The organism is Aquamicrobium sp. (genome assembly GCF_023954335.1).
Classification (GTDB): Bacteria; Pseudomonadota; Alphaproteobacteria; order Rhizobiales; family Rhizobiaceae; genus Aerobium.
The window spans coordinates 258770-284329 of record NZ_JAMLIE010000001.1; the positions used below are offsets into that span (position 1 = coordinate 258770).

Here is a 25560-nt window from a genome sequence, read left to right on the forward strand (position 1 = left end):
TGCGCCATGCCCCTCGCCCCGCTTTTCCGCGCCGTATCGTTCGGCGACATTCCGGGCTGGGCGCGGGACGATCATGACGCGGCGTTCGCCGCCTTCCGCCGCAGCGCGCGCTACGGGCTGGAAACGCCCTACCGCACCGGCTCCCTCGGGGTGAATGCCGATGCGTTCGGCGCAGCCTTCGAGGCGGCGGAACGCGCCCCGCGAGCCAGCGGCGGCCGCGCCTTCTTCGAGCGCCATTTCCGGCCGTTCATCGTCGCTCCGGACGGGGATGAGAAAGGTTTCGTCACCGGCTTCTACGAGCCTGAGGTCGAGGCCTCGCCGGTTCGCACCGCCCGTTTCACGGTGCCGCTTCTCGCCGTCCCCGACGATCTGGTGAAGGTGGACGACGACAACCGCCCCGCCGGCCTCGATCCGGCCTTCGCCTTCGGGCGCGGGACGCCGGGCGGCGTTGCCGAATATTTTGACCGCGCCGCCATCGAAGGCGGGGCGCTCGGCGCGCGGGCGCGGCCGCTGGCGTGGCTCGCGGACAGGGTCGACGCCTTCTTCATCCATGTCCAGGGCGCGGCGCGCCTCGTCTTTCCGGACGGGTCGGTCCGGCGCGTCACCTATGCCGCCAAGTCCGGCCACCCCTTCACCGGGCCGGGCCGGGTGCTGGCGGAAATCGGCGAGATCCGGCGAGAGGACGTGACGATGCAGTCGATCCGAGCCTGGTTCCGGGAGAACCCCGGGCGGATCGACGAGATCCTGCACCGCAACCGCTCCTACATCTTCTTCCGCGAGGCCGGGGTCTGCGATCCCGCGCTCGGGCCGGTCGCGGCGGCCAAGGTGCCGCTGACCGCCGGCCGCTCGCTGGCCGTCGACCGGCTGCTCCACACCTTCGCCACGCCCTTCTTCATCGACGCGCCGTCGCTCACCGCCTTCGGCGGCACGCCGTTCCGGCGCCTGATGGTGGCACAGGATACCGGCTCGGCCATCGTCGGCCCGGCGCGCGGCGACCTCTTCGCCGGGTCCGGCGATGCCGCGGGCGAGATCGCCGGCGTGGTGCGCCATCCGGCCCGCTTCTTCGCGCTGCTGCCCCGTCCTCTCGTCGATGCGGAAGCCATGGCATGAGCGGCGGCCGCGACAGGAAGCTGACGCATGAGGACCGCATCCTGTGGGGCCGGGTCGCGAAATCGGTGACGCCGATGCCGGGCAAGTCGGCCGGTCACGACGAGCCGGAAGCCGAGGACTTTTCCGTCCTGCTCGACCCGCCGCCCCCGGTGAAGCCGGAGAAGAGGCCGAAACCGCCGATGCCGTCCTACACGCCGGTGCGGCAGGCCCCGCCGCCCGCCCACGGCATCGACCGGCCGACGCGCGCCCGGCTCGCCAAGGGGCGCCTCGCCATCGAGGGGAAGGTCGATCTTCACGACCTGACGCAGAGCGAGGCGCATGCACTGCTCCTTTCCTTCCTGCACCGGGCCTATGCGGACGGGCGCCGCCACGTGCTCGTCGTCACCGGTAAGGGTGCCTCCCTCGGTAGCGAGGGCGTGCTGCGCCGTGCCGTGCCCGGCTGGCTGGCGACCCCGCCCTTCAGGGCGCTGGTCAGCGCGCACGAGCCGGCCGCCTCGCGCCATGGCGGCGCGGGCGCGCTCTATGTGCGGCTGCGCCGCAGGGACGGCATATGACTCCCTTCGGCGAGCGGATGCGCCGGATGCGCGCGAGAAAAGGCGTCTCCCAAAAGGAGATGGCCGCGGCGCTCGGCGTCAGCGCCGCCTATCTGTCGGCGCTCGAGCATGGCAGGCGCGGCATGCCGAGCTGGCCGCTGATCCAGAAGATCGTCGGCTATTTCAACGTCATCTGGGACGATGCCGAGGAGCTGGAGCGTCTCGCGGCGCTGTCGCATCCGCGCGTCACCGTCGACACGGCCGGGCTGTCGGCGGCGGCGACGCTGCTCGCCAACCGCTTGGCCGAGCGCATCGGCCGGCTGGCGGAAGGCGATGTCGAGGAGCTGCTCGCCCGGCTGGACGCGATGGACCGGCAGGGCCGCTGACCTGTGGATCGGGTGGCGCTTCCGCGCGTCAGAACAGCGTCTTCAGCTCGTCCAGCTTGTCGTTGACGAACCAGCCGTAATAGTTCTCCTGCGGCAGGCGGGGAGGCTTTCCGGCGGCGGCCAGCTTGCGGTTTTCCGCCTTCAGCGCCCGGGCGCGCGCTTCCGGGTTGCCGACATTGTAGAGTGTCGCCGTCACGCCGGGGTTCTGCGAGATGTCGAAGCCAGCGATGTCGCGATAGGCGTCGATGGATTTCCTGATCGTCGCCGCGACATAGGCCAGCGTCAGGTCGGGGTCCATGATGGTCTGGTAGACCTGCTGCGGGTCGTTGTGGTTGAGCTTCGGCAGGCCCGAGACCTTGGCCACGATGTCGCTCATCTGCAAGGCGGTCAGCGGGTTGAGCTGGCCGATGCCGAAGGTCTGCCCGGCGTAGAAGGGCTGGAAGAACACGGCGCTGAAGCGGTTGTTGGGGAATGTCTTGCCGTCCACCGTCTTGCCGCGGAACTCCTTGTCCCACACCGCCTCGCGGCACGACCACTGCTCGTAGCTGCCGCCCTTGCCGTCGCAGGCGGAAAACTGCGGCCGCTGGATGAACTCGCCGATCGTCTCGCCGCCATGGGCGAAGCTGAAGTCCGACTGGAGGTAGGAGACGGCCTTGATGTAGTAGGTCTGGAGCCGGTCGTAGGCGTCGACATTGTAGGTGTGCTCGCCGACGATGGCGCCGACCATGTGCATCGGGTCGACGCCGTACCTGGCCGAGGTCGAGACGATCTTGTCGCGCAGCGCCTTGTCGTTCTTCAGAAGGGCGAAGACCTTGCGGTACTTGACCTCGTAGGTCGATTTCAGCGCGCTGGTGCGGATCGACGAGGCGGCGGGCACGTCCGGCTGCGTGGCGGCGCGGTTTCCGGGCGGAACGAGGGTCGCGGCGCCCGCGGGAAGGGCCGTCGCCGCGATGCACAAGAATGCAAACAGCCGGGTCGCAAACGTCATTTGGGCTTTCCGAAGATCAGTCGGACGGGACGGGCAAGATAAGAGGAGCCGGAGCCCAAGTCGAGACATGCACGTTCACTTGCGTGTCAGAACCCGTCCGCCGGCCCGCCGACCGTTGCCTTTATGTCGCTCCTTAGAGCAATTCCAGCAAAAGTGCGAAGCGGCTTTGCGTCCGGAATTGCGAAAAACAGGGAGATAGATCGTTCCACCGTTTCCGTGAAACTGTGAAACGGTCTAGAGGATGAATCGGGACAAATCCGTATTCCTGGCCAGATTCCCGACATTCTTATCGACGAAATCGGCGTCGATGGTCACTTCCGAGCCGGCCTTGTCCGGCGCGGTGAAGGAGATCTCGTCGAGCACCCGCTCCATCACCGTCTGCAGCCGCCTTGCGCCGATGTTCTCGATGCTGGCGTTGAGGTCGACGGCGACGCCGGCCAGCCGGTCGATGGCGTCGTCGGTGAAGGAGAGCGTAACGCCCTCGGTTCCCATCAGCGCTACATACTGCTTGATCAGGCTTGCCTCCGTCTCGGTCAGGATGCGGCGGAAATCCTCCTTGTCGAGCGCGCGCAATTCGACGCGGATCGGCAGGCGGCCCTGCAATTCGGGCAACAGGTCCGACGGCTTCGAGACGTGGAACGCGCCCGAGGCGATGAACAGGATGTGGTCGGTCTTCACCGGCCCGTATTTGGTGGCGACGGTGGTGCCCTCGACGAGCGGCAGCAAGTCGCGCTGCACGCCCTCGCGCGAGGGGCCGCCGGAAATGTCGCTGCGGGCCGCGACCTTGTCGATCTCGTCGAGGAAGACGATGCCGTCGTTCTGGGTCGCGGCGAGCGCGCGGGCCACCACCTCGTCCTGGTCGAGCAGCTTGTCGGACTCGTCGTTGATCAGCAGGCCGTAGGATTCCTTGACCGTGGTCTTGCGGGTCCGGGTCCGCTGGCCGCCCATCGCCTTTTGCAGCATGTCGCCGATATTGATCATGCCGACGCCGCCCGGCATGCCGGGAATCTCGAAGCCGGGCATGCCGCCGGTGCCGGTGTCGGCCACCTCGACCTCGATCTCGCGGTCGTCGAGCTCGCCGTCGCGCAGCTTCCTGCGGAACGAATCGCGCGTCGCCGGGCTCGCGGTCTTGCCGACGAGGGCCTCCAGCACGCGCTCCTCGGCGTTGAGATGCGCGCGCGCCTTCACGTCCTCGCGCATCTTCTCGCGCGTCAGGCCGATGGCGACCTCGACCAGGTCGCGGATGATCTGCTCGACGTCGCGGCCGACATAGCCGACCTCGGTGAACTTGGTGGCCTCGACCTTGATGAAGGGCGCGCCGGCGAGCTTGGCGAGGCGGCGCGAGATCTCGGTCTTGCCGACGCCGGTCGGGCCGATCATCAGGATGTTCTTCGGCATCACCTCCTCGCGCATCTGGCCTTCGAGCTGCTGGCGGCGCCAGCGGTTGCGCAGCGCGATGGCGACGGCGCGCTTGGCGTCCTTCTGGCCGATGATGTAGCGGTCGAGTTCGGAAACGATCTCGCGGGGGGAGAAACTGGTCATCTGAAGAGGTACGCCTTAAGCCTTTATGGGTGGAAGCCTGTCGAGCACGGATGTGGGGAGCGTCGAGCCGACGATCAAGCGGCGGATGCGCTGCCAGCCGGCCCCGAAGAAGATGATCAGCGCGCCGACGGCCAAGAGGATGAGCGCGAAGGGCGGGATCCCGGTGGTGTTGGCGGCGGTGTTGACGAGGTAGTAGATGCCGAGCGAGCCGAAATAGGCCAGCGTCGGCACCAGCAGCGAGCGGCGGTCGATGGCGAGCGCGACATAGACGAAGCCGAGGATGAGCGCGGCCAGCATCACCGTCGCCCCCGTGCCCGGCTCGATCCGGCCGAACGCCACGTCCTGCCCGGTCGACAGGATGAACAGCGGATGCACCAGCATCGGCGCCGACACGACATGCAGCCAGAACGCGCAGTCCGACCAGATGGTGCGCCGCTCGCGGTCGTGGATGTCGAGCGCGACGGCGACGGCGAAGACGACGAGGCCGCAGACCAGCGGCATGTAGAGCGAGGCGCGCAGGAGCTGCGGCATCTCCTCCATCGCCGGCATGGTGACGGAACCGCTCGACACGCCGTCGTAAAGCAGGACCGCCGTTTGCAGGAAGGCGAGCAGCGTCGCCGCGATGGCGATCACGCCGGCGAGCACCGGCACGCGGAATCGCAGGAAATAGACGATCACCGCGGCGATGATGCCGCCGAGGAAGAGATAGCCCGCCCAGGCGAGGGTGCTGCGGAGCGCCAGAAGCTGCCAGATCGTCTCCGGCATGCGGATCGGGTAGCGCTCCAGCGCCGTGAGCCCGAGCACGACGGCCACGGCCGTGACGAAGGCGAGGCTGAGCACGGTCGAGGACAGCTTCATCCGGTGCTGGCGGGTGACGATCTCCGCCACCGCCCAGGAGAAGGCGGCGACGAGGCCGGCGATCCACAGCGTCTGCCCCGGCATCAGCGTCGTCAGCACGAAGTAGAAGCCGGCGGTCACGAGCACGGTGCCGACAGTGACGAAGAGGTCGTTGCCGCCGCCGATCAGCCGCAGATTTTCCTCGCTGCCGTCCGCGTCCTCGTCCGGCGGCAGCGCCGCCGTCCGCTCCATGGCATAAAGCCGCTCGCGCTGGGCGGCGGAGATCACCCCGCCCGCCACGGCGCGCTCAAGCGTTTCGCTGCTGATCACCCGCGCCTCCGCTGCCGCCGATCCGGCCGCACTATGGTTCGCGTGCGCGCCGCTGTCATCATGCCTCCGGCTCGAACCGCATCAGGAGCACGTTTGCGCCGGTGCGCCCGACAAGGTCGGGGATGACCCGGAAGCCGGCCTTCTCATAGGCGCGCACAGCGCGGCCGTTCGCCGGGTCGGGGTCGATGACGATGGTCCGGCGGCCTTCCTCGCGCAGGACGCGCACGAAGGCCGACAGGGCTGCCGACCCGATGCCCTGCGACAGCCGGTCGGGATCGCCGATCGAAAGATCGACGCCGACGGCGTCAGTGGGCAGGTCGAGAAGCCAGGGATGGTCCGTCGCCCACTGCCCGCTCTGGTGCTCGCCGACGGACCAGCACTGGATATAGCCGACCGGCTCGCCGTCGAGCAGGATGACGAAGGGGCGGGTGGTGTCGCGGCCCTCGACCATGTCGCGGATGGAGCCGAATTCCTCGTCGGGATCGCCCCACCATTGACGCATGTGCGGCCGTCCGAGCCAGTCGCGCAGCAGCGCATAGTGGTCCGGCGTCACCGGGGCGAAGCCGATATGGCCTTCTCCGCCGTTCGGCCCGCTATCCGGCCCCCTATCCGGCATCGAGCGTTTCGACGATGACGTTGCCGTTGGTGTAGACGCAGATGTCGGCGGCGATCTCCATCGCCTTGCGGGCGATCTCCTCGGCGCTCTTGTCGGTGTCGGCGAGCGCCCGCGCCGCCGCCAGCGCGTAGTTGCCGCCCGAGCCGATGGCCATCACGCCGTGCTCGGGCTCGAGCACGTCGCCGGTGCCGGTCAGCGCCAGCGTTACGCTTTTGTCGGCCACCAGCATCATGGCTTCCAGCCGGCGCAGGTAGCGGTCGGTGCGCCAGTCCTTGGCCAGCTCGACCGCGGCCCGCATCAGCTGGTCGGGATATTGCTCCAGCTTGGCCTCCAGCCGCTCCAGCAGGGTGAAGGCGTCGGCGGTCGCGCCGGCGAAGCCGGCGATGACGTCGCCCTTGCTGCCGATGCGGCGCACCTTGCGGGCGTTGCCCTTCATCACCGTCTGGCCGAGGCTGACCTGGCCGTCGCCGGCGATCACCACCTTGCCGCCCTTGCGCACGGTGACGATGGTGGTCCCGTGCATGATTATCTCGTTCGACATATCAGCTCCGATCCTCTCCGGCCGGCCATGGGAGGATGCGCCGGCCGCATGGAGGCTTATGTATGCGCCGGGGGGCGGAATGCAAAGCCTCGCGCCCCGAGGCGCTTTCCATCGCCCGGCCATGCTGTTAAGACGCGTTCGCCTTTTGGCGCTTTCTCGGAAGGAAGGGACCGCGATCATGACCGGCCGCAGGGCGAGCGTTTCGCGCAGCACCAAGGAAACCTCGATTGCCGTTTCCGTCGATCTCGACGGCAAGGGCGTGTCGACGATCTCGACCGGCGTCGGCTTCTTCGACCACATGCTCGAGCAGCTTTGCCGCCATTCGCTGATCGACATGGAGATAAAGGCCAAGGGCGACCTCCACATCGACGACCACCACACGGTCGAGGACACGGGCATCGCGCTCGGCCAGGCCATCGCGAAGGCGCTCGGCGAGCGGCGCGGTATCTGCCGCTACGCCTCGATCGACCTCGCCATGGACGAGACGCTGACGCGCGCCGCGCTCGACGTCTCCGGCCGGCCGTTCCTCGTCTGGCAGGTGGAATTCTCCGCGCCGAAGATCGGCACCTTCGACACCGAGCTGGTGCGCGAGTTCTTCCAGGCTCTGGCCCAGAACGCCGGCATCACCCTGCACATCGCCAACCATTACGGCGCCAACAACCACCATATCGCCGAGACCTGCTTCAAGGCGGTGGCGCGCGCGCTGCGCGCAGCAGTCGAGCACGATCCGCGTCAGGAAGGCGCGATCCCGTCCACCAAGGGAACGCTCAACGGTTAGAGCGTGGATAGGGCGAAAGCCATGTCAAGCTATGTGGTGATGGAGCCACCGGTCGCAGACGCCGACGCCGGCCGCGAAAGGGCCGTGCTGGTGCGCGACGGCTTTCATGTCCTCGCCTTCCTCGTGCCGGCGCTCTGGCTGCTGTGGCACCGGCTGTGGATCGAGGCGCTGGCCGTCATTGCCGTGACGATGGCGCTTTCCGGTTTCGGCTCGGTCCTCGGGCTGGGCAATGCCGCCCCGGCGTTCGCCTTCCTCGTCTCGCTCTATGTCGGGCTGGAAGGCCCGGCGCTGCGGCTTGCCGCCTTGCGCCGGCGCGGCTGGCGCGCGTGGGGCATGGTCGAGGCCGGCGATGCCGCCGAGGCGGAAATCCGCTACCTGAACGAGGTGGAAGGCGAGGCGGGCGAGCCTGCTGCAGCCGGGCCTTCCCCCGTTTCCGCCCCGCCTGTCGCCGCGCCGCGCCCGCTTGCTGCGCCGGCGCTCGGCCTGTTCGCCTATCCCGGAAAGAGCTGACCATATGCGCGTCGCCATCATCGACTACGGCTCCGGCAACCTGCGCTCAGCGACCAAGGCGTTCGAGCGCGCGGCGCGCGAGGCGGGCATCGCCGCCGAGATCGACCTGACCTCGGACGCCGCCCGCGTGGCGGGCGCCGACCGCATCGTCCTGCCCGGCGTCGGTGCCTATGCCGACTGCCGCGCCGGCCTCGACGCCGTCCCCGGCATGGTCGAGGCGATCGAGGAGGCCGCCACCGTCAGGGGCCGGCCGTTCCTCGGCATCTGCGTCGGCATGCAGCTGATGTCCGAACGCGGGCTGGAGAAGACGGTGACGAAGGGTCTCGGCTGGATCGCCGGCGACGTCAAGGAGATCACGCCCTCCGACCCGTCGCTGAAAATCCCGCAGATCGGCTGGAACACGATTCACGTGAAACATTCCCATCCGCTGTTCGCCGGCATCCCCACCGGCGAGAGCGGGCTGCACGCCTATTTCGTCCATTCCTACCATCTCGACGCCGCGCACGACGATGAGGTCGTCGCCGTCGCCGACTATGGCGGGCCGGTGACGGCCGCCGTCGCGAAGGACAACAAGGCCGGCACCCAGTTCCACCCCGAGAAGAGCCAGGCGCTCGGCCTCGCCCTGATCGCCAACTTTCTGCGCTGGAAGCCTTAGCTAGGAAACAGAAGAGGAAGAACGCCAATACTTGTGGAGCCAATCTATTGTAGAGGTAGATAGCCCCCAAGAAGCCCAGTCATCGCCGACTTCATTTATGAAGAGCTTGTCGCCATTATCTAAATTATCTCCGATCACATCTCGAATCTCTGATGCAGACAGCGATGAGTTAACGATCCACTGGCTTTCGGTCGGTCGACAATATCCATTCGCGATCTGCCTTATAGCCTCGGCTACACTCCCATAGGCGCGCCCCGGGTTGCCGAGGTCATAAGTGATGCTGTATGTTTTCATGGTGCTGATCCTGTTGGCATATATTGAGTGGGTCCACCCTTCCGACTGCTAAATCTAGAGGGTGGACCCCATCGATTCCTGATTCCAGCGCGCGAGTCCATACCTTGAGCATCGAAATGTTCGGGGAATGTTCTTGTTTGAGTAAGATGACCGATTACAAAGAAAGAAGACTATGAGCAAAAAGGGCTACTGGATCGCGCTGGTCGATGTGACCGACCCGGAGGCGTACAAGGATTACGTTGCCGCCAACGCCGTCGCCTTCGGGAAATACGGCGCGAAGTTCGTCGTCCGCGCCGGCCGCAACGAGCAGCCGGAGGAGCCGGCCGGCACCCGCCACGTCGTCATCGAGTTCGACAGCTACGACAAGGCGGTGGAATGCTACCACTCGCCCGAATACAAGGCGGCGGTGGAGTTCAGGAAGAACGCCGCGAAGGCGCGGCTCGTCATAGTCGAGGGTGTGTGACGCGATGATCCTTTGCCCGGCCATCGACCTGAAGGGCGGCCAGTGCGTGCGCCTGAAGCTCGGCGAGATGGCGAGCGCCACCGTCTATAACGAGGATCCGGCCGCGCAGGCGAGGAGCTTCGAGGAACAGGGCTTCGAATGGCTGCACGTCGTCGACCTCGACGGCGCCTTCGCCGGCGAGAGCCGCAACGGCGCGGCCGTCGAGGCTATCCTCAAGGCGACGAAGAACCCGGTGCAGCTCGGCGGCGGCATCCGCACCATGGCCCATATCGAGGCATGGCTGGAAAAGGGCCTCGCTCGCGTCATCCTCGGCACGGTCGCGGTGCGCGACCCCGCGCTGGTCGTAGAGGCATGCAAGGCGTTTCCGGGCAGGATCGCCGTCGGCATCGACGCGCGCGGCGGCAAGGTCGCGGTCGAGGGCTGGGCCGAGGCGTCTGAGTTGGGCGCGATCGAGCTGGCGCGGAAGTTCGAGGGCGCGGGCGTCGCCGCCATCGTCTACACCGACATCGACCGCGACGGCGTGCTCGCCGGCATCAACTGGAACGCCACCATCGACATGGCCGAGGCCGTCTCGATCCCCGTCATCGCCTCGGGCGGCCTCGCCTCGATGGCCGACATCGTGCGCATGACCATGCCGGATGCCCGCCGCCTCGAAGGCGCGATCTCCGGCCGCGCCCTCTATGACGGCCGCATCGACCCGCAAGAGGCGCTGGCGGTGCTGAAAAAGCAGAATCGATAGAATCACTTAGGCCGATTTCGAGGTATTTCGGAGAGTCAATGCCTTTTTCTTGATTTTCTGCTCGAAAATCGCTATGTTTAAGCAAATGGATTGGGGGTTCCCGGTCGGCGTTGGACCTCGGAGTATTCCGAGGTCTTTCGCTTTTATGGGGCATAGATTCCTCGGCTAGGTCGGGAAAATCGCTTATAATTATGAAGTTTCGCGGCTATAGCCTCGTATGATCGATTAGCTTGTGAAGGGCGGACAATTCTCAATCCGATGGGGCGAGCAGTCAGGTCGGCGATCTGCATGCCTGTCGAATTTGTTCGTTTGTCGGAAAAGTGGATATGGAAATTAGGGAACTCGATTTTTAGATCATTTTCGCCGTCAATAATTCTACGAAACTCAAGTTCCAGTTCCTGATCTTCTTTTATCCCTCGTTTCTCGAAAATAAAATGATGTACGAGCCCTATCTCGTTGCGCTTTTCGAGATATTTGAACGCGGACTGCAAGCAGATACGGAGAGAGATTCCATATGGATTGCTCGGAAAGAGGTCCAGTTTCAAATCATGCTTGTCGATGACTGAGGCGAAAATAGCGAAGCGGGAATCCCGGACCAGTGCAGTGAGGTCCTCCATAAAGGCTCCCCGGGCCCTTATATCCGTAAGGAACGTAAAGGCACCGATTTGCTTGCGTATCTCCCGTTCATGGAGAACGACTGCGTCATGACCGAAGTACTTGAACTTGAAGCGCAGGAAGCCGGGAATTATCCGCGAGCAGTAGTCGATCTTTCGAAAAGCGCAGAGCGACAGAGAAAATGCTGGATAGGCCGGATCAACAGACGTAAGCGAGTGATCGCCACTTTCGTCGGCATAGAAAATGTAGTTTCCGTGCGCTGCCATATCCGCCTCCCCTTGAGAGATACGCTACTCGATGCTGAATATCCGTACTACCCCTTGCCTTGATGTCGAGGCCGCGCAAACGAACAGGAAGACCGTCCGTTGACCCTCAAAGCCCGCATCATCCCGTGCCTCGACGTGAAGGACGGCCGCGTCGTCAAGGGGGTCAATTTCGTCGACCTAATCGACGCCGGCGATCCGGTCGAGGCCGCGCGCGCCTATGACGCGGCCGGGGCCGACGAATTGTGCTTCCTCGACATCACCGCCTCGTCCGACAACCGCGAGACCATCTTCGACGTCGTCGCCCGCACCGCCGAGCGCTGCTTCATGCCGGTGACGGTCGGCGGCGGCGTGCGCCAGGTCGCCGACATCCGCAAGCTGCTGCTCGCCGGGGCCGACAAGGTCTCGATCAACACGGCGGCGGTCAACAACCCGGATTTCGTCGCCGAGGCCGCCGACAAGTTCGGCAACCAGTGCATCGTCGTCGCCATCGACGCCAAGAAGGTGTCGGGCGAGGGCCAGACGCCGCGCTGGGAGATCTTCACCCATGGCGGGCGCAACCCGACCGGCCTCGACGCGGTCGAGTTCGCCGCCGCCATGGTCGAGCGCGGCGCGGGCGAGATTCTGCTCACCTCGATGGACCGCGATGGCACCAAGGCCGGCTACGACATCCCGCTCACCCGCGCTGTCGCCGACGCGGTGCGCGCGCCGGTGATCGCCTCGGGCGGCGTCGGCACCCTCGATCATCTGGTCGAGGGCATCCGCGACGGCCATGCGACGGCGGTTCTCGCCGCCTCGATCTTCCATTTCGGCACCTACACCATTGCGCAGGCCAAGGAACACATGGCAAAAGCCGGCATAGCGGTCCGGCTCGACGCCGAAAACTGAAGACAGGGACCTAAGAGTGGAGGGGCGCTTGGCCGGTTTCACGCTGGAAGAGCTCGAAAGCATCGTCGCCGAGCGCGGCCGCTCGGGCGCCGCCGATTCCTGGACCGCGAAGCTGTTCGCCAAGGGCATCGACAAGGCGGCGCAGAAGCTGGGCGAGGAAGCGACCGAGACGGTGATCGCCGCCGTAAAGGGCGACCGCGCCGGCGTCGTCGCCGAGAGCGCCGACCTTCTCTATCACTGGCTCGTCGTGCTCGCGCTTTCGGGCGTGTCGCTTGCCGAGGTGCTGGCCGAGCTCGAGGCGCGTACCGGGCGATCCGGCCTCGCCGAGAAGGCCTCGCGGCCGGCCGGCTGATCCAGCGGAGCATGGCCATGCCGATCGACCGCGCCGCAATCGAGAAATACTCGCCCTACCGAGTGTTCACGGCGGAGCGCTGGGCGCAGTTCCGCGACGACACGCCGCTGACCCTCAACGAGGACGAGGTCCGGCGGCTGCGCTCGCTGAACGACCCGATCGACCTCGACGAGGTGCGCAAGATCTACCTGTCACTGTCGCGGCTGCTTTCGGCTCATGTCGAGGCGAGCCAGCTGCTGTTTCGCCAGCGGCAGGTGTTCTTCAACGGCGGCGACGTGGTCAAGACCCCGTTCATCATCGGCATCGCCGGCTCGGTGGCGGTCGGCAAGTCGACCACCGCGCGCGTCCTGAAGGAGCTGCTGCAGCGCTGGCCGTCGAGCCCGCGCGTCGCGCTCGTCACCACCGACGGCTTCCTGTTCCCCAACGAGGTGCTGCGCAACCAGAACCTGATGGAGCGCAAGGGCTTTCCCGAGAGCTACGACGTCGGCGCGCTGCTGCGCTTCCTGTCGGCCATCAAGTCGGGCGAGCCGCAGGTGCAGGCGCCGCTCTATTCGCACCTGACCTACGACGTGCTGCCGGACGGGTTCGTCACCATCGACCGGCCCGACATCCTGATCTTCGAGGGCATCAACGTCCTCCAGACGCGCGACCTGCCCAAGGACGGCAAGATCGTGCCGTTCATCTCCGACTTCTTCGACTTCTCGATCTATGTCGATGCCGAGGAGGCGCTGATCCACCAGTGGTATATCGACCGCTTCATGCGGCTTCGCGAGACCGCGTTCCGCAACCCCGAATCGTTCTTCCATCGCTATTCGCAGCTTTCGGAAGACGCCGCGCGCGCCATCGCCGAAGGCCTGTGGGCCAACATCAACCTCAGGAACCTGCACGAGAACATCCTGCCGACGCGGCCGCGCGCCGACCTCATCCTGCGCAAGGGCGCCGACCATCTGGTCGAGCAGGTCTCGCTCAGGAAGCTGTAGCCTCGTCGGAAACCGGCGAGACCCGGCGCAGGGTCAAATTGATGCGTCCGCCGTTCCTGAGCAGCGTCGAGCTGCCGGGATAGATGCGGTCGACGCCGTGGAACGCGAGGCGGGAGGCTCCGCCGAGCACGAAGACGTCGCCGCTTTCGAGCCGGAGCGAGCGCGTCGGGTCAGTGCGCTTCAGTCCGCCGATGCGGAACAGGCAGGCATCGCCCAGCGAGACGGAAACCACCGGCGCCTCGAAATCGCGCTCGTCGCGATCCTGGTGCAGGCCCATCTTCGCCGTGGCCTCGTAGAAATTGACGAGGCAGGCCTCGGGCGTCGCGGCATAGGCTGCCACCTCGCCCCACAGGTCGAGGAGGCGCGTCGGGATCGGCGGCCACGGCCTTCCCGTTTCGGGGTGGGTCGGCTGGTAGCGGTAGCCGCGCTCCTTGTCCGTCACCCAGCCGAGCGCGCCGAGATTGATCATCCGCACGCTCATCGGCTTGCCGGTGCGCGGCATCGCCGGCACGAAGAGCGGCGCGGCCGCGACCGCGGCGCGGATGTCGTCGAGCAGCGCCCGCTGCGCCGCGTCGTCGAGAAAGCCGGGATAATGCCGCATGCCGGGCGGCAAATCGTCTTGCATGTCGCTCCTTGGGCCTTGCACGGTCGTGGGGCCGGATCGTCTACGGCCATGGCAAAGGGCGCAACCCGGTTTCGTGCGTCGCAAACGAAACCGGCGGCTTGCGCCGCCGGAAACCACGCCGAACCGCCGGTTCGGTGCGATGGGAACGCTTCTTGTTCCCCGACGGGGAAGGGCCGTTCCCGCAGACCCTGAAGCGGCCTAGGCCTGGTCGAGCGCGGGGATGCGCAGCACCTGGCCCGGATAGATCTTGTCCGGGTGGGTCAGCATCGGCTTGTTGGCCTCGAAGATGACCGTGTGCTTGGCGCCCTTGCCCTTGCCGTAATGGGCTTCGGCGATCTTCCAGAGGTTGTCGCCCTTCTTGACGGTGTAGAACACCGGCTCCTTCTCGCCGCCACCGGTCTCGTCGACGGTGAGCTGGGTTTCGACCTTGGACACGCCGAGCGTGTTGCCGACCGCGATCACCGCCTTCTCGAAGGCAGTCTGGTCCGCGACCGAGCCCTTCAGGATCGCCTTGTCGCCGACGACCTCGATCTCGACCTTGTCGGTGCCGAGATTGTGCTTGTCGAGCTCCTTCTTCAGTTCCTCGACCTTCGGAGCCTCGTCCGAACCGCCGATGCCGAGCTTCTCGCCCACCGATTTGACGAAATCGAAAAGTCCCATGCCGCAGTCTCCATTCTCGCTGCTGAAAATCGATTGTCCCTCTGGCGCGAATGTGGCGCAGCAGGGGCGAAATTGAAAGAACAAAAAGCCCCCGATTCGCGAACCGCGCGCGAACTATTCGCCGTCGACCTTGCCGCGCATGCGCTTGATTCCGGCGCGGCCGGCTTTTTCCTTGAGCCGGCGCTCGACCGCGCCCCTGGACGGCTTCGTCTTCTTGCGCGGCTTGGGCGGCGGCTCGGCCGCCTTCGCCAGCAGCGCGACCAGCCGCTCGCGCGCGTCAGTGCGGTTGCGCTCCTGGGTGCGGAAGCGCGCCGCCTCGATGACGATGACGCCGTCCTTGGTGGCGCGCTGGCCGGCGAGTTTCAGCGCGTTGTCGCGCACGCGCTCGGGCAGGCCGGGCGAGCTCGCGGCGTCGAAGCGAAGCTGCACGGCCGCCGCCACCTTGTTGACGTTCTGCCCGCCGGGGCCGGACGCACGGATGAAGCTCTCCTCGAGCTCGTCCTCGCGGATCTCGATGCCGGGCGCGATATGAAGCCGGTCGGCGGCAGCCATCGGTTTTCCTTCCTTTGTCCGGCGCCGACCATCGTCCGGTTGCGGCCAAAAGAAAAGGCCCGGCGCACGGCCGGGCCTTTTCCGTAAGGATGGCGGCGCGGCTTACGCGGCCGCGTCGCGGATGCGGGGCGCGGCGTCGAGCGTGTTGGTGTCGACATGGGCCTCGAACTTGGCGAAATTGTCGACGAACATGCCGACGAGCTTCTTCGCCTGCGCGTCGTAGGCGTCCTTGTCGGCCCAGGTGGAGCGCGGGTCGAGGATGGCGCCGTCGACGCCCGGCACCGCCACCGGAACCTCGAAGCCGAAGCTCGGGTCGGTGCGGAACGCGGCATTGTTGAGCGAGCCGTCGAGCGCGGCCGAAAGCAGCGCCCGCGTCGCCTTGATCGGCATGCGGCTGCCGGTGCCGTAGGCGCCGCCGGTCCAGCCGGTGTTGACCAGCCAGCAGGTGGCGCCGTGGCGCGCGATCAGCTCGCGCAGCAGATTGCCGTATTCCGACGGGTGGCGCGGCATGAACGGCGCGCCGAAGCATGTCGAGAACGTCGCTTCCGGCTCGGTCACGCCGCGCTCGGTGCCTGCGACCTTGGCGGTGTAGCCGGACAGGAAGTGGTACATCGCCTGCGCCGGGGTCATGCGCGCGATGGGCGGCATCACGCCGAAGGCGTCGGCCGTCAGCATGATGACGTTCTTCGGATGGCCGGCGCGGCCCGTCGCCGAGGCGTTGGGGATGAAGTCGAGCGGATAGGCGCAGCGTGTGTTCTCGGTGAGCCGGCCGTCGTTGAAGTCGGGCACGCGGGTATCGTCGAGCACGACGTTTTCCAGCACGGTGCCGAAGCGGCGCGTGGTGGCGAAGATTTCCGGCTCGGCCTCGGCCGAGAGGCGAATCGTCTTGGCGTAGCAGCCGCCCTCGAAGTTGAAGATGCCGTTCTCGCCCCAGCCATGCTCGTCGTCGCCGATGAGCGTGCGCTTCGGGTCGGCCGACAGCGTGGTCTTGCCGGTGCCGGACAGGCCGAAGAACACTGCCGCGTCGCCGTTAGGGCCGACATTGGCCGAACAGTGCATCGGCATCACGCCACTCTCGGGCAGCAGGTAGTTGAGCACGGTGAAAACCGACTTCTTCATCTCGCCGGCATAGGCGGTGCCGCCGATCAGCACCAGCATGCGGCTGAAATCGACGGCGATGACGGTCTCCGTGCGCGTGCCGTGGCGCGCCGGGTCGGCGCGGAACGACGGCAGGTCGATGATCGTCAGCTTCTGCTCGAACGAGGCGAGCGCCTCCCGCGACGGGCGGATCAGGAGGTTGCGGATGAACATGGAATGCCATGCATATTCGGTGACGACGCGCGTCGGAAGGCTGTTCGCCTCGTCGGCGCCGCCGACCAGGTCCTGCACGTAGAGGTCGAGACCGGCGGCATGGGCGAGGAAATCGTCGTGGAGCGCCGAGAACTGCTCCGGCGTCATCGGCCTGTTATTGTCCCACCATACCTTGTCCTCGGTCGCGCCGTCGCGGACCACGAACTTGTCCTTGGGCGAGCGGCCGGTGTGCTGGCCGGTGGTGGCGATCAGCGCGCCGTGGGCGGTCAGCCGCGCCTCGTCACGGCGCAGCGCGTGCTCGACGAGGTCGGCCGGGCCGAGATTGTAGTGGACCGTGCCGGTCGTTTTCAGACCGTCGGTATCGATGCCGTTTTTCGCGTTGCGCAGGCCGATCTCGTTCATTCCTCACCACCAAGCAGGAGCCGAATTCTGGGTTTCGCCCCCGCCACACGGCGCCCGTCATGGCGCTTCAGTCGAAGGTGAGAGGTCCAGAAACAGAAAAGTCCATTGATTTCAAATCATTAATCGATTTAAAGTTTTTTGGAAGGGTTTAAATCGGTTGTAACTGTTCATATCCTCAAGCAGTGTAGGCCTCGTCCGGTGACGCAAGGGAACGATCCCGGTGCGAAACCGGGCGGATCGGGACGAACGGGGAAAAGCCGCTTGCCACAATTTGTACCCAATTTGTCCGCTTATGACCCCTTCCGGAAGCAGGAAGGGACGCCCGCTGATGAGGGAGCCGTTTGACATGGCAACGATTGCGCTGGTGGATGACGACCGCAACATCCTGACGTCCGTTTCGATCGCGCTGGAGTCGGAAGGCTATCGGGTCGAGACCTATACCGACGGCGCTTCGGCGCTCGAGGGGCTTGCGGCGCGGCCGCCCAACCTCGCCATCTTCGACATCAAGATGCCGCGCATGGACGGGATGGAGCTTCTGCGCCGCCTGCGCCAGAAGAGCGACATCCCGGTGATCTTCCTGACGTCGAAGGACGACGAGATCGACGAGCTGTTCGGCCTCAAGATGGGCGCGGACGACTTCATCAAGAAGCCGTTCTCGCAGCGGCTTCTGGTCGAGCGGGTGCGCGCCGTCCTGCGCCGCGCCAATGCGCGCGAGGCCGGGGCCAAGACCGCCGGCCAGCAGGCCAAGTCGCTGGAGCGCGGCCAGCTCGTCATGGACCAGGAGCGCCACACCTGCACCTGGAAGGGCGAGCCCGTGGTGCTGACCGTCACCGAGTTCCTGATCCTGCATTCGCTGGCCCAGCGCCCCGGCGTGGTCAAGAGCCGCGACGCGCTGATGGATTCGGCCTATGACGAGCAGGTCTATGTCGACGACCGCACCATCGACAGCCACATCAAGCGCCTTCGCAAGAAATTCAAGGCGGTCGACGACGATTTCGACATGATCGAGACGCTTTATGGGGTAGGATACCGCTTCCGCGAGGCGTAAGAGCCGGAAGGCGGCACCCCGAGGGAGCCTATGGCGTCGGAAACCACGAGCGAGACGGCGGCGAAGCCGGCCAGCGGCGCGGGCGCGTTGCGCCCGCTGCTCAGGCTGTTCGTCTCGCTGCGCCGCTTCCTCGGCCATTACGTGTTCTCCAGCCTGACGCGGCGCATCCTGGTGCTCAACCTCGCCGCGCTGTGCATGACGGTCGTCGGCATCCTCTACATCAACCAGTTCCGCGACGGGCTGGTGCAGGCGCGCATCGACAGCCTGCGCACCCAGGGCGAGATCATCGCAGGCGCCATCGCCGCCTCGGCCACGGTCGAGACCGACGCCATCACCATCGACCCGGAGAAGCTGCTCGAGCTCCAGGCCGGCGAGAGCCTGCCGCCCGACAGCGGCCAGCTCGACAGCCTGCATTTCCCGATCAATCCCGAGCGCGTCGCGCCGGTGCTGCGCCGGCTGCTCTCGCCCACCGACACGCGCGGCCGCATCTTCGACCGCGACGCCTCGCTGCTGCTCGATTCGCGCGCGCTCTACTCGCGCGGCCAGATCCTGCGCTACAACCTGCCGCCGGTGGCCGAGGAGGAACCGGGCCTGATGCGGCGGGTGGAAAAATTCCTGACCGGCGTCTTCTCCCGCTCGGACCTGCCCGTCTACCGCGAGCCGCCCGGCGGCAGCGGCACCGCCTTTCCCGAGGTGATGAGCGCGCTGCAGGGCAACACGGCGACGCTGGTGCGCGTCACCGAGCAGGGCGAGCAGATCGTCTCGGTCGCGGTGCCGATCCAGCGCTACCGCGCCGTGCTCGGCGCGCTGATGCTGTCGACGCAGGGCGGCGACATCGACAAGATCGTCGCCGCCGAGCGCCGGGCCATCCTGCGCGTCTTCGGCGTGGCCGCCATCGTCACCGCGGTGCTGTCGATGCTGCTCGCCTCGACCATCGCCAACCCGCTGCGCCGGCTGGCCGCCGCCGCGGTCCGCGTCCGGCGCGGCGTCAAGAGCCGCGAGGAGATCCCCGATTTCTCCGACCGGCAGGACGAGATCGGCAATCTTTCCGTCGCCCTGCGCGACATGACCAACGCGCTCTATGCCCGTATCGAGGCCATCGAGAGCTTCGCCGCCGACGTCAGCCACGAGCTGAAGAACCCGCTGACCTCGCTGCGCAGCGCGGTCGAGACGCTGCCGCTGGCCAAGAACGAGACCTCGCGCGGCCGGCTGATGGAGGTGATCCAGCACGACGTGCGCCGCCTCGACCGGCTCATCACCGACATTTCCGACGCCTCGCGCCTCGACGCCGAGCTGGCGCGCGAGGATGCCGGCCGCGTCGACCTCCTCAAGCTCGCCACCGAGATCGCCGACGCCTCGCGCGAGGCCGGCCGCAACCGCAAGGCGCTCGACATCCAGGTGCGCACGGCGAAGAAGGGCCAGAACGGCCGCGACTTCACCGTCTCCGGCCACGATCTGAGGCTCGGCCAGGTGCTGACCAACCTGATCGAGAACGCCCGCTCCTTCGTGCCGGAGGGCAAGGGCCGCATCGCCATCACCCTGACGCGCGCGCCGCGCCATGTCGTCGTCACCGTGGACGACAACGGCCCCGGCATCCGCGTCGAGGACATCGAGCGCATCTTCGAGCGCTTCTACACCGACCGCCCGGCCAGCGAGGCCTTCGGCCAGAATTCGGGCCTCGGCCTGTCGATCAGCCGCCAGATCGTCGAGGCGCATGGCGGCAGGCTGACGGCTGAGAACATCGCCGGCACGAAGCCGGGCGAGTTCGCCGGCGCGCGCTTCATCATCACCCTGCCGGCCGAGGCATGACGGCCTCCGCCACGCAGGATGCCGGACGCGTCAACCTCCACGCCACGGCGATCGTCGCGGGCGGGTCGGGCGTGCTGATCTTCGGCCGCTCCGGCGCGGGAAAGTCCTCGCTGGCACTCGCCGTGATCGAGCGGGCGCGCCTTGCCGGCCGCTTCGCCGCCCTCGTCGCCGACGACCGGGTCTGGCTGTCCGCCGTCTCGGGCCGTCTCGTCGCCGAAGTGCCGGCCGCCATCGCCGGCCTCGTCGAGATCCGCGGCTGCGGCCCGGTTCCTTCTCCCTGCGAGCCGCGCGCGGTGGTCGACCGCGTCGTGCGGCTGGTCGAGGCCACCGACGCGCCGCGCGTCGCCGACGAGGCGGCCACGGAGGCGATCCTCGGTGTGTCGCTGCCCCGTCTCGATCTTTCCGAAGGCGAATCGGCAGGCGGCGCGCGGGCGCTCCTCGCCTGGCTCGACCGCCCCGGAGGCCGTCTTCCTAGCGGTCCCTGCCCATAGATGCGGCAATTTGGTCCCGAACCGGGCATTTTGGGGCTTGTCATTGGCCCGCTCGCTGACAAGATAGCGGTCCCTCGATCCGGGGCCGGCGCTTCCTCGCTTGCGGCGCGCCGGGCGGGACGCCGATTTGCATGAATCTTGACGGGAGTCTGGTGTTGGCCGGTTCTGACGAAACCCAGAGTGATCCATTGCCGGAACCCTTTTTCCTGACTCCCGCCTTCGGCACGCCGCCGTGCTTCGGACGCCGGTGCGCCGCATGATCGGCATCGTCCTGGTCACCCATGGCCGGCTGGCCGAGGAATTCCGCCTCGCCGTCGAGCACGTCGTCGGCCCGCAGCAGAATTTCGAGACCGTCTGCATCGGGGCGGAGGACGACATGGAGCAGCGCCGCGCCGACATCGTCGAGGCCGTGGCCCGCGCCGACACCGGAACCGGCGTCATCATCCTGACCGACATGTTCGGCGGCACCCCGTCCAACCTCGCCATCTCGGTCATGCGCGCCGGCAGCGTCGAGGTGATTGCCGGCGTCAACCTGCCGATGCTCATCAAGCTGACCAGCGTCCGAACCGGCGATGACATGGCCGCCTCCCTGTCGGAGGCGCAGATGGCCGGCCGCAAATACATCAACGTCGCAAGCCAGGTCCTGAGCGGCAAATGAGCGAACCGGAAGGCAACGGCGGCGCGGCCACCGCGCCCGCCATCCGCAAGGAGCTGGCGATCGTCAACAAGCGCGGCCTGCATGCACGCGCCTCGGCCAAGTTCGTCCAGCTCGTCGGCGGCTTCGACGCCACCGTCGAGGTCGAGAAGGACGGGGTGAGCGTCGGCGGCACCTCGATCATGGGCCTGATGATGCTCGCCGCCAGCCCCGGCTGCTCGATCTCCGTCACCGCGCGCGGGCCGCAGGCCGCGGCGCTGATGGAAGCGCTCGAGGAGCTGGTGGCCTCGCGTTTCGGCGAGGAAGCCTGATTTCCCGCACAACCACATAAAGATTTCTTTATGTCGGATTGCCGCAAAGCGGCTTTTCTGCTAGTCCGCGCCGCAGGGCAGGGCGCGTTCCGGCCGCGTCGATTTGCAGGCCGGACGGGACGCCACCGTTTTCACGAGATTGGAGCCAAGTGCATGAGCGCTGAGGATTACAAGGTTGCGGATATCGGCCTTGCCGACTGGGGCCGCAAGGAGATCACCATCGCCGAGACCGAGATGCCGGGCCTGATGGCCTGCCGCGAGGAGTTCGGCGCGGCGAAGCCGCTGAAGGGCGCGCGCATCTCCGGCTCGCTGCACATGACCATCCAGACCGCGGTGCTGATCGAGACGCTGAAGGCGCTCGGCGCCGAGGTCCGCTGGGCCTCGTGCAACATCTTCTCCACCCAGGACCACGCCGCGGCCGCCATCGCCGCCGGCGGTACCCCGGTCTTCGCCGTCAAGGGCGAGACGCTGACCGAGTACTGGGAATACACCGACAGCATCTTCCAGTGGCCGGACGGCGCGCCGTCCAATCTGATCCTCGACGACGGCGGCGACGCCACCATGTACATCCTGATCGGCGCGCGCGCCGAGGCCGGCGAGGACGTGCTGTCGAAGCCGGGCAGCGAGGAGGAGGAGATCCTCTTCGCCCAGATCAGGAAGCGCATGGCCGCCACGCCGGGCTTCTTCGGCAAGCAGCGCGAGGCGATCCGCGGCGTCAGCGAGGAGACGACGACCGGCGTCAACCGGCTCTACCAGCTCCAGAAGAAGGGGCTGCTTCCCTTCCCGGCGATCAACGTCAACGACAGCGTCACCAAGTCAAAATTCGACAACAAGTACGGCTGCAAGGAATCGCTGGTCGACGGCATCCGCCGCGCCACCGACGTCATGCTGGCCGGCAAGGTCGCCGTGGTCTGCGGCTATGGCGACGTCGGCAAGGGCTCGGCCGCCTCGCTCGCCGGCGCCGGCGCGCGCGTCAAGGTCACGGAGGTCGACCCGATCTGCGCGCTTCAGGCGGCGATGGACGGGTTCGAGGTGGTGACGCTCGACGATGCGGCGCCCGCCGCCGACATCGTCATCACGACGACCGGCAACAAGGACGTCATCACGCTCGACCACATGCGCAAGCTGAAGGACATGGCCATCGTCGGCAATATCGGCCATTTCGACAACGAGATTCAGGTCGAGGCGCTGCGCAACCTCAAATGGACCAACGTCAAGCCGCAGGTCGACCTCGTCGAGTTCAGCGACGGCAAGCGCATCATCCTCCTCTCGGAGGGCCGGCTGCTCAACCTCGGCAACGCCACCGGCCATCCGAGCTTCGTCATGTCCGCCTCCTTCACCAACCAGGTGCTGGCGCAGATCGAGCTGTGGACCAAGGGCGACGAGTACAGGAACGAGGTCTATGTCCTGCCCAAGCATCTCGACGAGAAGGTGGCGCGGCTGCATCTGGCCAAGGTCGGCGCGAAGCTGACCGAACTGTCGCCCGAGCAGGCCGCCTATATCGGCATCTCGCCGCAGGGGCCGTTCAAGTCGGATCACTATCGCTACTGATTGTTAACCATACCGCGCGTTAGATCGGGGCCGGACGGGAACGCCGTCCGGCCCCTTTTTGCGCCGTCCTCGCCTTCACGGCGAATCGGCCGCACGGTAGAGTGACGTGATTCGCGACGCCCCCGATCGGAAGAGGCCATCATGGGGCGCGTCCTTTCTGGGCGGTTTCGCCCGCGGCGGTGGAGAGGACATTTGGCTATGGCAGTGCAGGACCGGGTCGATGCGGCGCAATCCCGCTTCGCAGGCGACGCCGATTCGCGGCGACGGCACGGGCTTCTGGCGCGGCTCGCCGGCTTCGCGCTCGCCACGGTCGCCTTGCCCGTCGCGGCGCTGGCGCAGGACGCGGTGCCGACCAATGTCAGGCTGCCCTTCTCGATCGGCACCGTCGAGGTGATCCAGCTCGCTCTGTTCGTCGGCGTCACCGGTGCGGCGATGCTGTCGGCCATCATGCTGATCCGCGAGCGCGGCCGCACCGCTGCCGAGAACATCGAGTTCCGCAGCCGCGTCGCCGAGCTCGACGCCGCGCTCCAGCGGGCCGAAGCCCTGCTCAACCTCAAGGACAGGCGCATCCTCGTCTGGTCCGGCGAGGGCGGCAAGCCGGAGCTCGTAGGCGCCATCGAGCTGCCCGGCGTTCCGGAAGACCGCGCCACCTTCATGGCCTTCGGCCGCTGGCTCGCGCCCGGCAGCGCCGCGGCGCTGGAGCGGGCGATCGCCGCGCTGCGCGACGAGCGCCAGCCCTTCGACCTCGCCATCGAGACCACGCGCGGCATGCCGCTGGAGGCGCAAGGCCGCGTCGCCGCCGGCCATGTCGCCGTGCGGTTCCTGTCGCTGTCGCAGGAGCGGCGCGACCATGCCGAGCTGCAGATCCAGCACCGCCGCCTCGAGGCCGACCACGCCAGCCTCACCGGCCTGATCGACGCGCTTCCCATGCCGGCCTGGCTGCGCGCCGCCGACGGGCGGCTGTCCTGGGTCAACGCCGCCTATGCCGCCGCCGTCGAGGCGCCTGACGGGGTCGCCGCCGTGCGCGAGAGCCGCGAGTTCCTCGGCACCGCCGCGCGCGAGCAGGTGGCGCATGCGCACCTGTCCCAGCGCGTCCTGTCGCAGAACCTGTCGACCGTGATCGGCGGCGACCGCCGCGTCTTCGCCGTCACCGACTATGCCGGCGAGGACGGGTCGGCCGGCCTCGCCTGCGACGTCTCCGAGATCGAGACCGTGCGCGCCCAGTATGAGCGCACGGTGCGCAGCCACGCCGACACGCTCGACCGGCTGAGCACCGCCGTCGCCATCTTCGACGCCAATCAGAAGCTGCTGTTCTTCAACCAGGCGTTCCAGAAGCTGTGGGAGCTCGATCACGGCTTCCTCGGCAGCCGGCCCGACCACACGCTGCTGCTCGACCGGCTGCGCAGCCAGGGCAAGCTGGCCGAGCAGCCGGAATGGCGGCGCTGGAAGGAGAATCTTCTTGCCGTCTATCGCGCCATCGAGCCGCAGGAGCATCTGTGGCACCTGCCGGACGGGCGCACGCTGCGCGTCGTCGCCAATCCGCAGCCCGACGGCGGCGTCACCTGGCTCTACGAGAACCTGACCGAGAAGATCAGCCTCGAAAGCCGCTACAACACCATCGTGCGGGTGCAGGGCGTGACGCTCGACAATCTGGCCGAGGGCGTCGCCGTGTTCGGCTCCGACGGGCGGGTGCGCCTGTCGAACCCGGCCTTCTCGGCCCTGTGGGGCATGCCGCCCGATCTCGTTCAGCCCGGCACCCACATCTCGGTCATCCGCGCGGCCTGCGACGGCCTCGCCCGCGTCAGCCCGTGGGGCATGATGGCGGCCGCCGCCACCGGCTTCGACGAGGAGCGGCGCGACGGCGAGGGCCAGGTCGAGCTCAACGACGGCACCGTCCTGCGCTACGCGCTCGTCCACCTGCCCAACGGCCAGATGATGGCGACCTTCATCGACGTCACCGACAGCGTCAATGTCGAGCGCATGCTGAAAGACAAGAACGAGGCGCTGGAGCGCGCCGACCAGCTGAAGAACGACTTCATCCAGCACGTCTCCTACGAGCTGCGCTCGCCGCTGACCAACATCATCGGCTTCGCCGAGCTTCTGGCGCAGGAGGTGACCGGCCCGCTCAACCCGCGCCAGCGCGACTATGTCGACCACATCGCCACCTCCTCGGCGCAGCTTGACACCATCGTCGACGACATCCTCGACCTCGCCACCATCGATGCCGGCGTGATGGAGCTCGACATCGCCGAGGTTCCGGTCGAGCGCACGGTGCGCGCCGCCGCCGACCTCGTCGCCGAGCGGCTGCGCGAGCATCGCATCGCCCTCGCCGTCGACCTCTCGGCCGCGCCCGCCTCCTTCCACGCCGACGAGAACCGTGTGCGGCAGATCCTGTTCAACGTGCTCTCCAACGCCGCCAACTACGCGCCGGAAGGCTCGACCGTCCGGCTCGCCTGCGCCGGCGACGAGGGCGGCGTCTCCTTCAGCGTCCACGACGACGGGCCGGGCATCCCGGCCGACGTACTCGACGGCATCTTCCGCCGCTTCGAGCCGCATCCCAATGGCGGCCGCCGCCGCGGCGCCGGCCTCGGCCTCTCCATCGTCAAGAGCTTCGTCGAGCTGCATGGCGGCCGGGTTTCGATCGACAGCGGCGCGGGCCTCGGCACCACGGTGGTCTGCCGCTTCCCGCTGGCGCCGGCCGGATTCCGCGCGGCCGCGGAGTAGC

The 25560-nt window shown here is 67.1% G+C and carries 29 protein-coding genes; 18 read left to right on the forward strand and 11 right to left on the reverse strand.

The features are described 5' to 3' along the window. The first annotated feature begins 6 nt into the window (after positions 1 to 6). The 3 genes from M9945_RS01320 to M9945_RS01330 are packed head-to-tail and all read left to right on the forward strand — an operon-like array spanning position 7 to position 2029. Positions 7 to 1110 carry a murein transglycosylase A gene (locus tag M9945_RS01320; protein ID WP_367943108.1) on the forward strand — a complete coding sequence of 368 codons (1104 nt, stop codon included), beginning with the start codon at positions 7 to 9 and terminating at the stop codon, positions 1108 to 1110. Next, positions 1107 to 1664 (forward strand): Smr/MutS family protein, encoded by a 558-nt coding sequence (locus tag M9945_RS01325; RefSeq protein ID WP_367943109.1) that lies wholly within the window; start codon positions 1107 to 1109, stop codon positions 1662 to 1664. The genes M9945_RS01320 and M9945_RS01325 overlap by 4 nt, the downstream gene beginning before the upstream one ends. Beyond that, a complete protein-coding gene (locus tag M9945_RS01330) occupies positions 1661 to 2029 on the forward strand; it encodes a helix-turn-helix domain-containing protein (protein WP_367943110.1) in 369 nt (122 codons plus the stop codon). The genes M9945_RS01325 and M9945_RS01330 overlap by 4 nt, the downstream gene beginning before the upstream one ends. A 28-nt stretch (positions 2030 to 2057) precedes the next feature. Here M9945_RS01330 and M9945_RS01335 read toward each other — a convergent pair whose 3' ends face one another. The 5 genes from M9945_RS01335 to hslV all read right to left on the reverse strand — a co-directional run bounded on the left by M9945_RS01335 (position 2058) and on the right by hslV (position 6883). Then, positions 2058 to 3017 carry a DUF1402 family protein gene (locus M9945_RS01335; protein ID WP_367943111.1) on the reverse strand — a complete coding sequence of 320 codons (960 nt, stop codon included), beginning with the start codon at positions 3015 to 3017 and terminating at the stop codon, positions 2058 to 2060. A gap of 234 nt (positions 3018 to 3251) precedes the next feature. Then, positions 3252 to 4559 (reverse strand): ATP-dependent protease ATPase subunit HslU, encoded by a 1308-nt coding sequence (gene hslU / locus M9945_RS01340; protein ID WP_367943112.1) that lies wholly within the window; start codon positions 4557 to 4559, stop codon positions 3252 to 3254. A gap of 15 nt (positions 4560 to 4574) precedes the next feature. Continuing rightward, complete coding sequence (locus M9945_RS01345) at positions 4575 to 5726, reverse strand: hypothetical protein (protein WP_367943113.1); 1152 nt, start codon at positions 5724 to 5726, stop codon at positions 4575 to 4577. A 58-nt stretch (positions 5727 to 5784) separates the two neighbouring features. After that, positions 5785 to 6342, reverse strand: a complete 558-nt coding sequence (locus M9945_RS01350; RefSeq protein ID WP_367943114.1) for a GNAT family N-acetyltransferase — start codon at positions 6340 to 6342, stop codon at positions 5785 to 5787. After that, positions 6332 to 6883 (reverse strand): ATP-dependent protease subunit HslV, encoded by a 552-nt coding sequence (hslV, locus tag M9945_RS01355; protein WP_367943115.1) that lies wholly within the window; start codon positions 6881 to 6883, stop codon positions 6332 to 6334. The genes M9945_RS01350 and hslV overlap by 11 nt, the downstream gene beginning before the upstream one ends. 178 nt (positions 6884 to 7061) lie before the next feature. On the opposite strand from hslV, the gene hisB reads away from it, so the two are divergent. The 3 genes from hisB to hisH are packed head-to-tail and all read left to right on the forward strand — an operon-like array spanning position 7062 to position 8826. After that, a complete protein-coding gene (gene hisB, locus M9945_RS01360; RefSeq protein WP_367943116.1) occupies positions 7062 to 7661 on the forward strand; it encodes an imidazoleglycerol-phosphate dehydratase HisB in 600 nt (199 codons plus the stop codon). A gap of 21 nt (positions 7662 to 7682) precedes the next feature. After that, a complete protein-coding gene (locus M9945_RS01365) occupies positions 7683 to 8171 on the forward strand; it encodes a DUF2628 domain-containing protein (protein WP_367943117.1) in 489 nt (162 codons plus the stop codon). Positions 8172 to 8175: 4 nt separating this feature from the next. After that, complete coding sequence (hisH, locus tag M9945_RS01370) at positions 8176 to 8826, forward strand: imidazole glycerol phosphate synthase subunit HisH (RefSeq protein WP_367930408.1); 651 nt, start codon at positions 8176 to 8178, stop codon at positions 8824 to 8826. Here hisH and M9945_RS01375 read toward each other — a convergent pair whose 3' ends face one another. After that, positions 8827 to 9120, reverse strand: a complete 294-nt coding sequence (locus M9945_RS01375; RefSeq protein ID WP_367943118.1) for a hypothetical protein — start codon at positions 9118 to 9120, stop codon at positions 8827 to 8829. A gap of 172 nt (positions 9121 to 9292) precedes the next feature. Here M9945_RS01375 and M9945_RS01380 point away from each other — a divergent pair, with 172 nt between their 5' ends. Both M9945_RS01380 and hisA read left to right on the forward strand, forming a co-directional pair. Further along, positions 9293 to 9583: a DUF1330 domain-containing protein gene (locus M9945_RS01380; RefSeq protein ID WP_367943119.1), complete on the forward strand. Its 291-nt coding sequence runs from the start codon at positions 9293 to 9295 to the stop codon at positions 9581 to 9583. 4 nt (positions 9584 to 9587) lie between these two features. After that, a complete protein-coding gene (hisA, locus tag M9945_RS01385; protein WP_367943120.1) occupies positions 9588 to 10322 on the forward strand; it encodes a 1-(5-phosphoribosyl)-5-[(5-phosphoribosylamino)methylideneamino]imidazole-4-carboxamide isomerase in 735 nt (244 codons plus the stop codon). Positions 10323 to 10465: 143 nt separating this feature from the next. On the opposite strand, the gene M9945_RS01390 is transcribed toward hisA, so the two are convergent. Continuing rightward, the gene (locus M9945_RS01390) at positions 10466 to 11203 is read right to left on the reverse strand and encodes a DUF3800 domain-containing protein (protein WP_367931202.1); all 738 of its coding nucleotides are present in this window, start codon (positions 11201 to 11203) and stop codon (positions 10466 to 10468) included. A gap of 99 nt (positions 11204 to 11302) precedes the next feature. Between M9945_RS01390 and hisF the strand changes: the two genes are divergently transcribed. The 3 genes from hisF to coaA are packed head-to-tail and all read left to right on the forward strand — an operon-like array spanning position 11303 to position 13420. Further along, positions 11303 to 12088 carry an imidazole glycerol phosphate synthase subunit HisF gene (gene hisF / locus M9945_RS01395; RefSeq protein WP_367931201.1) on the forward strand — a complete coding sequence of 262 codons (786 nt, stop codon included), beginning with the start codon at positions 11303 to 11305 and terminating at the stop codon, positions 12086 to 12088. Positions 12089 to 12116: 28 nt separating this feature from the next. After that, the gene (locus M9945_RS01400; RefSeq protein ID WP_367931200.1) at positions 12117 to 12440 is read left to right on the forward strand and encodes a phosphoribosyl-ATP diphosphatase; all 324 of its coding nucleotides are present in this window, start codon (positions 12117 to 12119) and stop codon (positions 12438 to 12440) included. A 17-nt stretch (positions 12441 to 12457) separates the two neighbouring features. Beyond that, on the forward strand, positions 12458 to 13420 hold the full coding sequence (coaA, locus tag M9945_RS01405; RefSeq protein ID WP_367943121.1) for a type I pantothenate kinase: 963 nt from the start codon (positions 12458 to 12460) through the stop codon (positions 13418 to 13420). Here the strand turns inward: coaA and M9945_RS01410 are convergent. The 4 genes from M9945_RS01410 to M9945_RS01425 form a co-directional block, all read right to left on the reverse strand. After that, positions 13407 to 14045, reverse strand: coding sequence for an alpha-ketoglutarate-dependent dioxygenase AlkB (locus M9945_RS01410; protein WP_367943122.1), 639 nt, complete (start codon positions 14043 to 14045; stop codon positions 13407 to 13409). The two genes, coaA and M9945_RS01410, sit on opposite strands and share 14 nt — an antisense overlap. A gap of 198 nt (positions 14046 to 14243) precedes the next feature. After that, complete coding sequence (lysM, locus tag M9945_RS01415) at positions 14244 to 14705, reverse strand: peptidoglycan-binding protein LysM (protein ID WP_367931198.1); 462 nt, start codon at positions 14703 to 14705, stop codon at positions 14244 to 14246. A 114-nt stretch (positions 14706 to 14819) separates the two neighbouring features. Then, entirely contained in the window at positions 14820 to 15257 is a 438-nt protein-coding gene (gene arfB, locus M9945_RS01420) for an alternative ribosome rescue aminoacyl-tRNA hydrolase ArfB (protein WP_367943123.1), read from the reverse strand. 102 nt (positions 15258 to 15359) lie between these two features. Beyond that, positions 15360 to 16970 carry a phosphoenolpyruvate carboxykinase gene (locus M9945_RS01425; protein ID WP_367943124.1) on the reverse strand — a complete coding sequence of 537 codons (1611 nt, stop codon included), beginning with the start codon at positions 16968 to 16970 and terminating at the stop codon, positions 15360 to 15362. Between the two features lie 346 nt (positions 16971 to 17316). On the opposite strand from M9945_RS01425, the gene M9945_RS01430 reads away from it, so the two are divergent. The 7 genes from M9945_RS01430 (at position 17317) to M9945_RS01460 (ending at position 25559) form a co-directional block, all read left to right on the forward strand. Continuing rightward, positions 17317 to 18018: a response regulator transcription factor gene (locus M9945_RS01430; protein ID WP_367931195.1), complete on the forward strand. Its 702-nt coding sequence runs from the start codon at positions 17317 to 17319 to the stop codon at positions 18016 to 18018. Between the two features lie 30 nt (positions 18019 to 18048). Further along, positions 18049 to 19827, forward strand: coding sequence for a stimulus-sensing domain-containing protein (locus tag M9945_RS01435; protein ID WP_367943125.1), 1779 nt, complete (start codon positions 18049 to 18051; stop codon positions 19825 to 19827). After that, positions 19824 to 20318, forward strand: coding sequence for an HPr kinase/phosphorylase (locus tag M9945_RS01440; RefSeq protein WP_367943126.1), 495 nt, complete (start codon positions 19824 to 19826; stop codon positions 20316 to 20318). Before M9945_RS01435 ends, M9945_RS01440 begins: the two co-directional genes overlap by 4 nt. Positions 20319 to 20574: 256 nt before the next feature. Beyond that, positions 20575 to 20976 carry a PTS sugar transporter subunit IIA gene (locus M9945_RS01445; RefSeq protein WP_367931192.1) on the forward strand — a complete coding sequence of 134 codons (402 nt, stop codon included), beginning with the start codon at positions 20575 to 20577 and terminating at the stop codon, positions 20974 to 20976. Beyond that, the gene (locus M9945_RS01450; protein ID WP_367931191.1) at positions 20973 to 21284 is read left to right on the forward strand and encodes an HPr family phosphocarrier protein; all 312 of its coding nucleotides are present in this window, start codon (positions 20973 to 20975) and stop codon (positions 21282 to 21284) included. The genes M9945_RS01445 and M9945_RS01450 overlap by 4 nt, the downstream gene beginning before the upstream one ends. A 153-nt stretch (positions 21285 to 21437) precedes the next feature. Beyond that, positions 21438 to 22835 (forward strand): adenosylhomocysteinase, encoded by a 1398-nt coding sequence (gene ahcY / locus M9945_RS01455; RefSeq protein WP_367943127.1) that lies wholly within the window; start codon positions 21438 to 21440, stop codon positions 22833 to 22835. Positions 22836 to 23033: 198 nt separating this feature from the next. After that, positions 23034 to 25559, forward strand: a complete 2526-nt coding sequence (locus tag M9945_RS01460; RefSeq protein WP_367943128.1) for a PAS-domain containing protein — start codon at positions 23034 to 23036, stop codon at positions 25557 to 25559. Position 25560 lies beyond the last annotated feature (1 nt).

What these genes read in the sequence shown, in the direction of transcription:
- hisH (WP_367930408.1), top strand. Translation starts at nt 8,176, where the DNA reads ATGCGCGTCGCCATCATCGACTACGGCTCCGGCAACCTGCGCTCAGCG.
- hisB (WP_367943116.1), top strand. Translation starts at nt 7,062, where the DNA reads ATGACCGGCCGCAGGGCGAGCGTTTCGCGCAGCACCAAGGAAACCTCG.
- M9945_RS01425 (WP_367943124.1), bottom strand. Translation starts at nt 16,970, where the DNA reads ATGAACGAGATCGGCCTGCGCAACGCGAAAAACGGCATCGATACCGAC.
- M9945_RS01335 (WP_367943111.1), bottom strand. Translation starts at nt 3,017, where the DNA reads ATGACGTTTGCGACCCGGCTGTTTGCATTCTTGTGCATCGCGGCGACG.
- M9945_RS01410 (WP_367943122.1), bottom strand. Translation starts at nt 14,045, where the DNA reads ATGCAAGACGATTTGCCGCCCGGCATGCGGCATTATCCCGGCTTTCTC.
- M9945_RS01365 (WP_367943117.1), top strand. Translation starts at nt 7,683, where the DNA reads ATGTCAAGCTATGTGGTGATGGAGCCACCGGTCGCAGACGCCGACGCC.
- M9945_RS01320 (WP_367943108.1), top strand. Translation starts at nt 7, where the DNA reads ATGCCCCTCGCCCCGCTTTTCCGCGCCGTATCGTTCGGCGACATTCCG.
- hisA (WP_367943120.1), top strand. Translation starts at nt 9,588, where the DNA reads ATGATCCTTTGCCCGGCCATCGACCTGAAGGGCGGCCAGTGCGTGCGC.
- M9945_RS01450 (WP_367931191.1), top strand. Translation starts at nt 20,973, where the DNA reads ATGAGCGAACCGGAAGGCAACGGCGGCGCGGCCACCGCGCCCGCCATC.
- M9945_RS01380 (WP_367943119.1), top strand. Translation starts at nt 9,293, where the DNA reads ATGAGCAAAAAGGGCTACTGGATCGCGCTGGTCGATGTGACCGACCCG.
- M9945_RS01330 (WP_367943110.1), top strand. Translation starts at nt 1,661, where the DNA reads ATGACTCCCTTCGGCGAGCGGATGCGCCGGATGCGCGCGAGAAAAGGC.
- lysM (WP_367931198.1), bottom strand. Translation starts at nt 14,705, where the DNA reads ATGGGACTTTTCGATTTCGTCAAATCGGTGGGCGAGAAGCTCGGCATC.
- M9945_RS01390 (WP_367931202.1), bottom strand. Translation starts at nt 11,203, where the DNA reads ATGGCAGCGCACGGAAACTACATTTTCTATGCCGACGAAAGTGGCGAT.
- coaA (WP_367943121.1), top strand. Translation starts at nt 12,458, where the DNA reads ATGCCGATCGACCGCGCCGCAATCGAGAAATACTCGCCCTACCGAGTG.
- M9945_RS01375 (WP_367943118.1), bottom strand. Translation starts at nt 9,120, where the DNA reads ATGAAAACATACAGCATCACTTATGACCTCGGCAACCCGGGGCGCGCC.
- M9945_RS01445 (WP_367931192.1), top strand. Translation starts at nt 20,575, where the DNA reads ATGATCGGCATCGTCCTGGTCACCCATGGCCGGCTGGCCGAGGAATTC.
- hslU (WP_367943112.1), bottom strand. Translation starts at nt 4,559, where the DNA reads ATGACCAGTTTCTCCCCCCGCGAGATCGTTTCCGAACTCGACCGCTAC.
- M9945_RS01430 (WP_367931195.1), top strand. Translation starts at nt 17,317, where the DNA reads ATGGCAACGATTGCGCTGGTGGATGACGACCGCAACATCCTGACGTCC.
- ahcY (WP_367943127.1), top strand. Translation starts at nt 21,438, where the DNA reads ATGAGCGCTGAGGATTACAAGGTTGCGGATATCGGCCTTGCCGACTGG.
- hslV (WP_367943115.1), bottom strand. Translation starts at nt 6,883, where the DNA reads ATGTCGAACGAGATAATCATGCACGGGACCACCATCGTCACCGTGCGC.
- M9945_RS01350 (WP_367943114.1), bottom strand. Translation starts at nt 6,342, where the DNA reads ATGCCGGATAGGGGGCCGGATAGCGGGCCGAACGGCGGAGAAGGCCAT.
- M9945_RS01435 (WP_367943125.1), top strand. Translation starts at nt 18,049, where the DNA reads ATGGCGTCGGAAACCACGAGCGAGACGGCGGCGAAGCCGGCCAGCGGC.
- M9945_RS01440 (WP_367943126.1), top strand. Translation starts at nt 19,824, where the DNA reads ATGACGGCCTCCGCCACGCAGGATGCCGGACGCGTCAACCTCCACGCC.
- arfB (WP_367943123.1), bottom strand. Translation starts at nt 15,257, where the DNA reads ATGGCTGCCGCCGACCGGCTTCATATCGCGCCCGGCATCGAGATCCGC.
- M9945_RS01460 (WP_367943128.1), top strand. Translation starts at nt 23,034, where the DNA reads ATGGCAGTGCAGGACCGGGTCGATGCGGCGCAATCCCGCTTCGCAGGC.
- M9945_RS01325 (WP_367943109.1), top strand. Translation starts at nt 1,107, where the DNA reads ATGAGCGGCGGCCGCGACAGGAAGCTGACGCATGAGGACCGCATCCTG.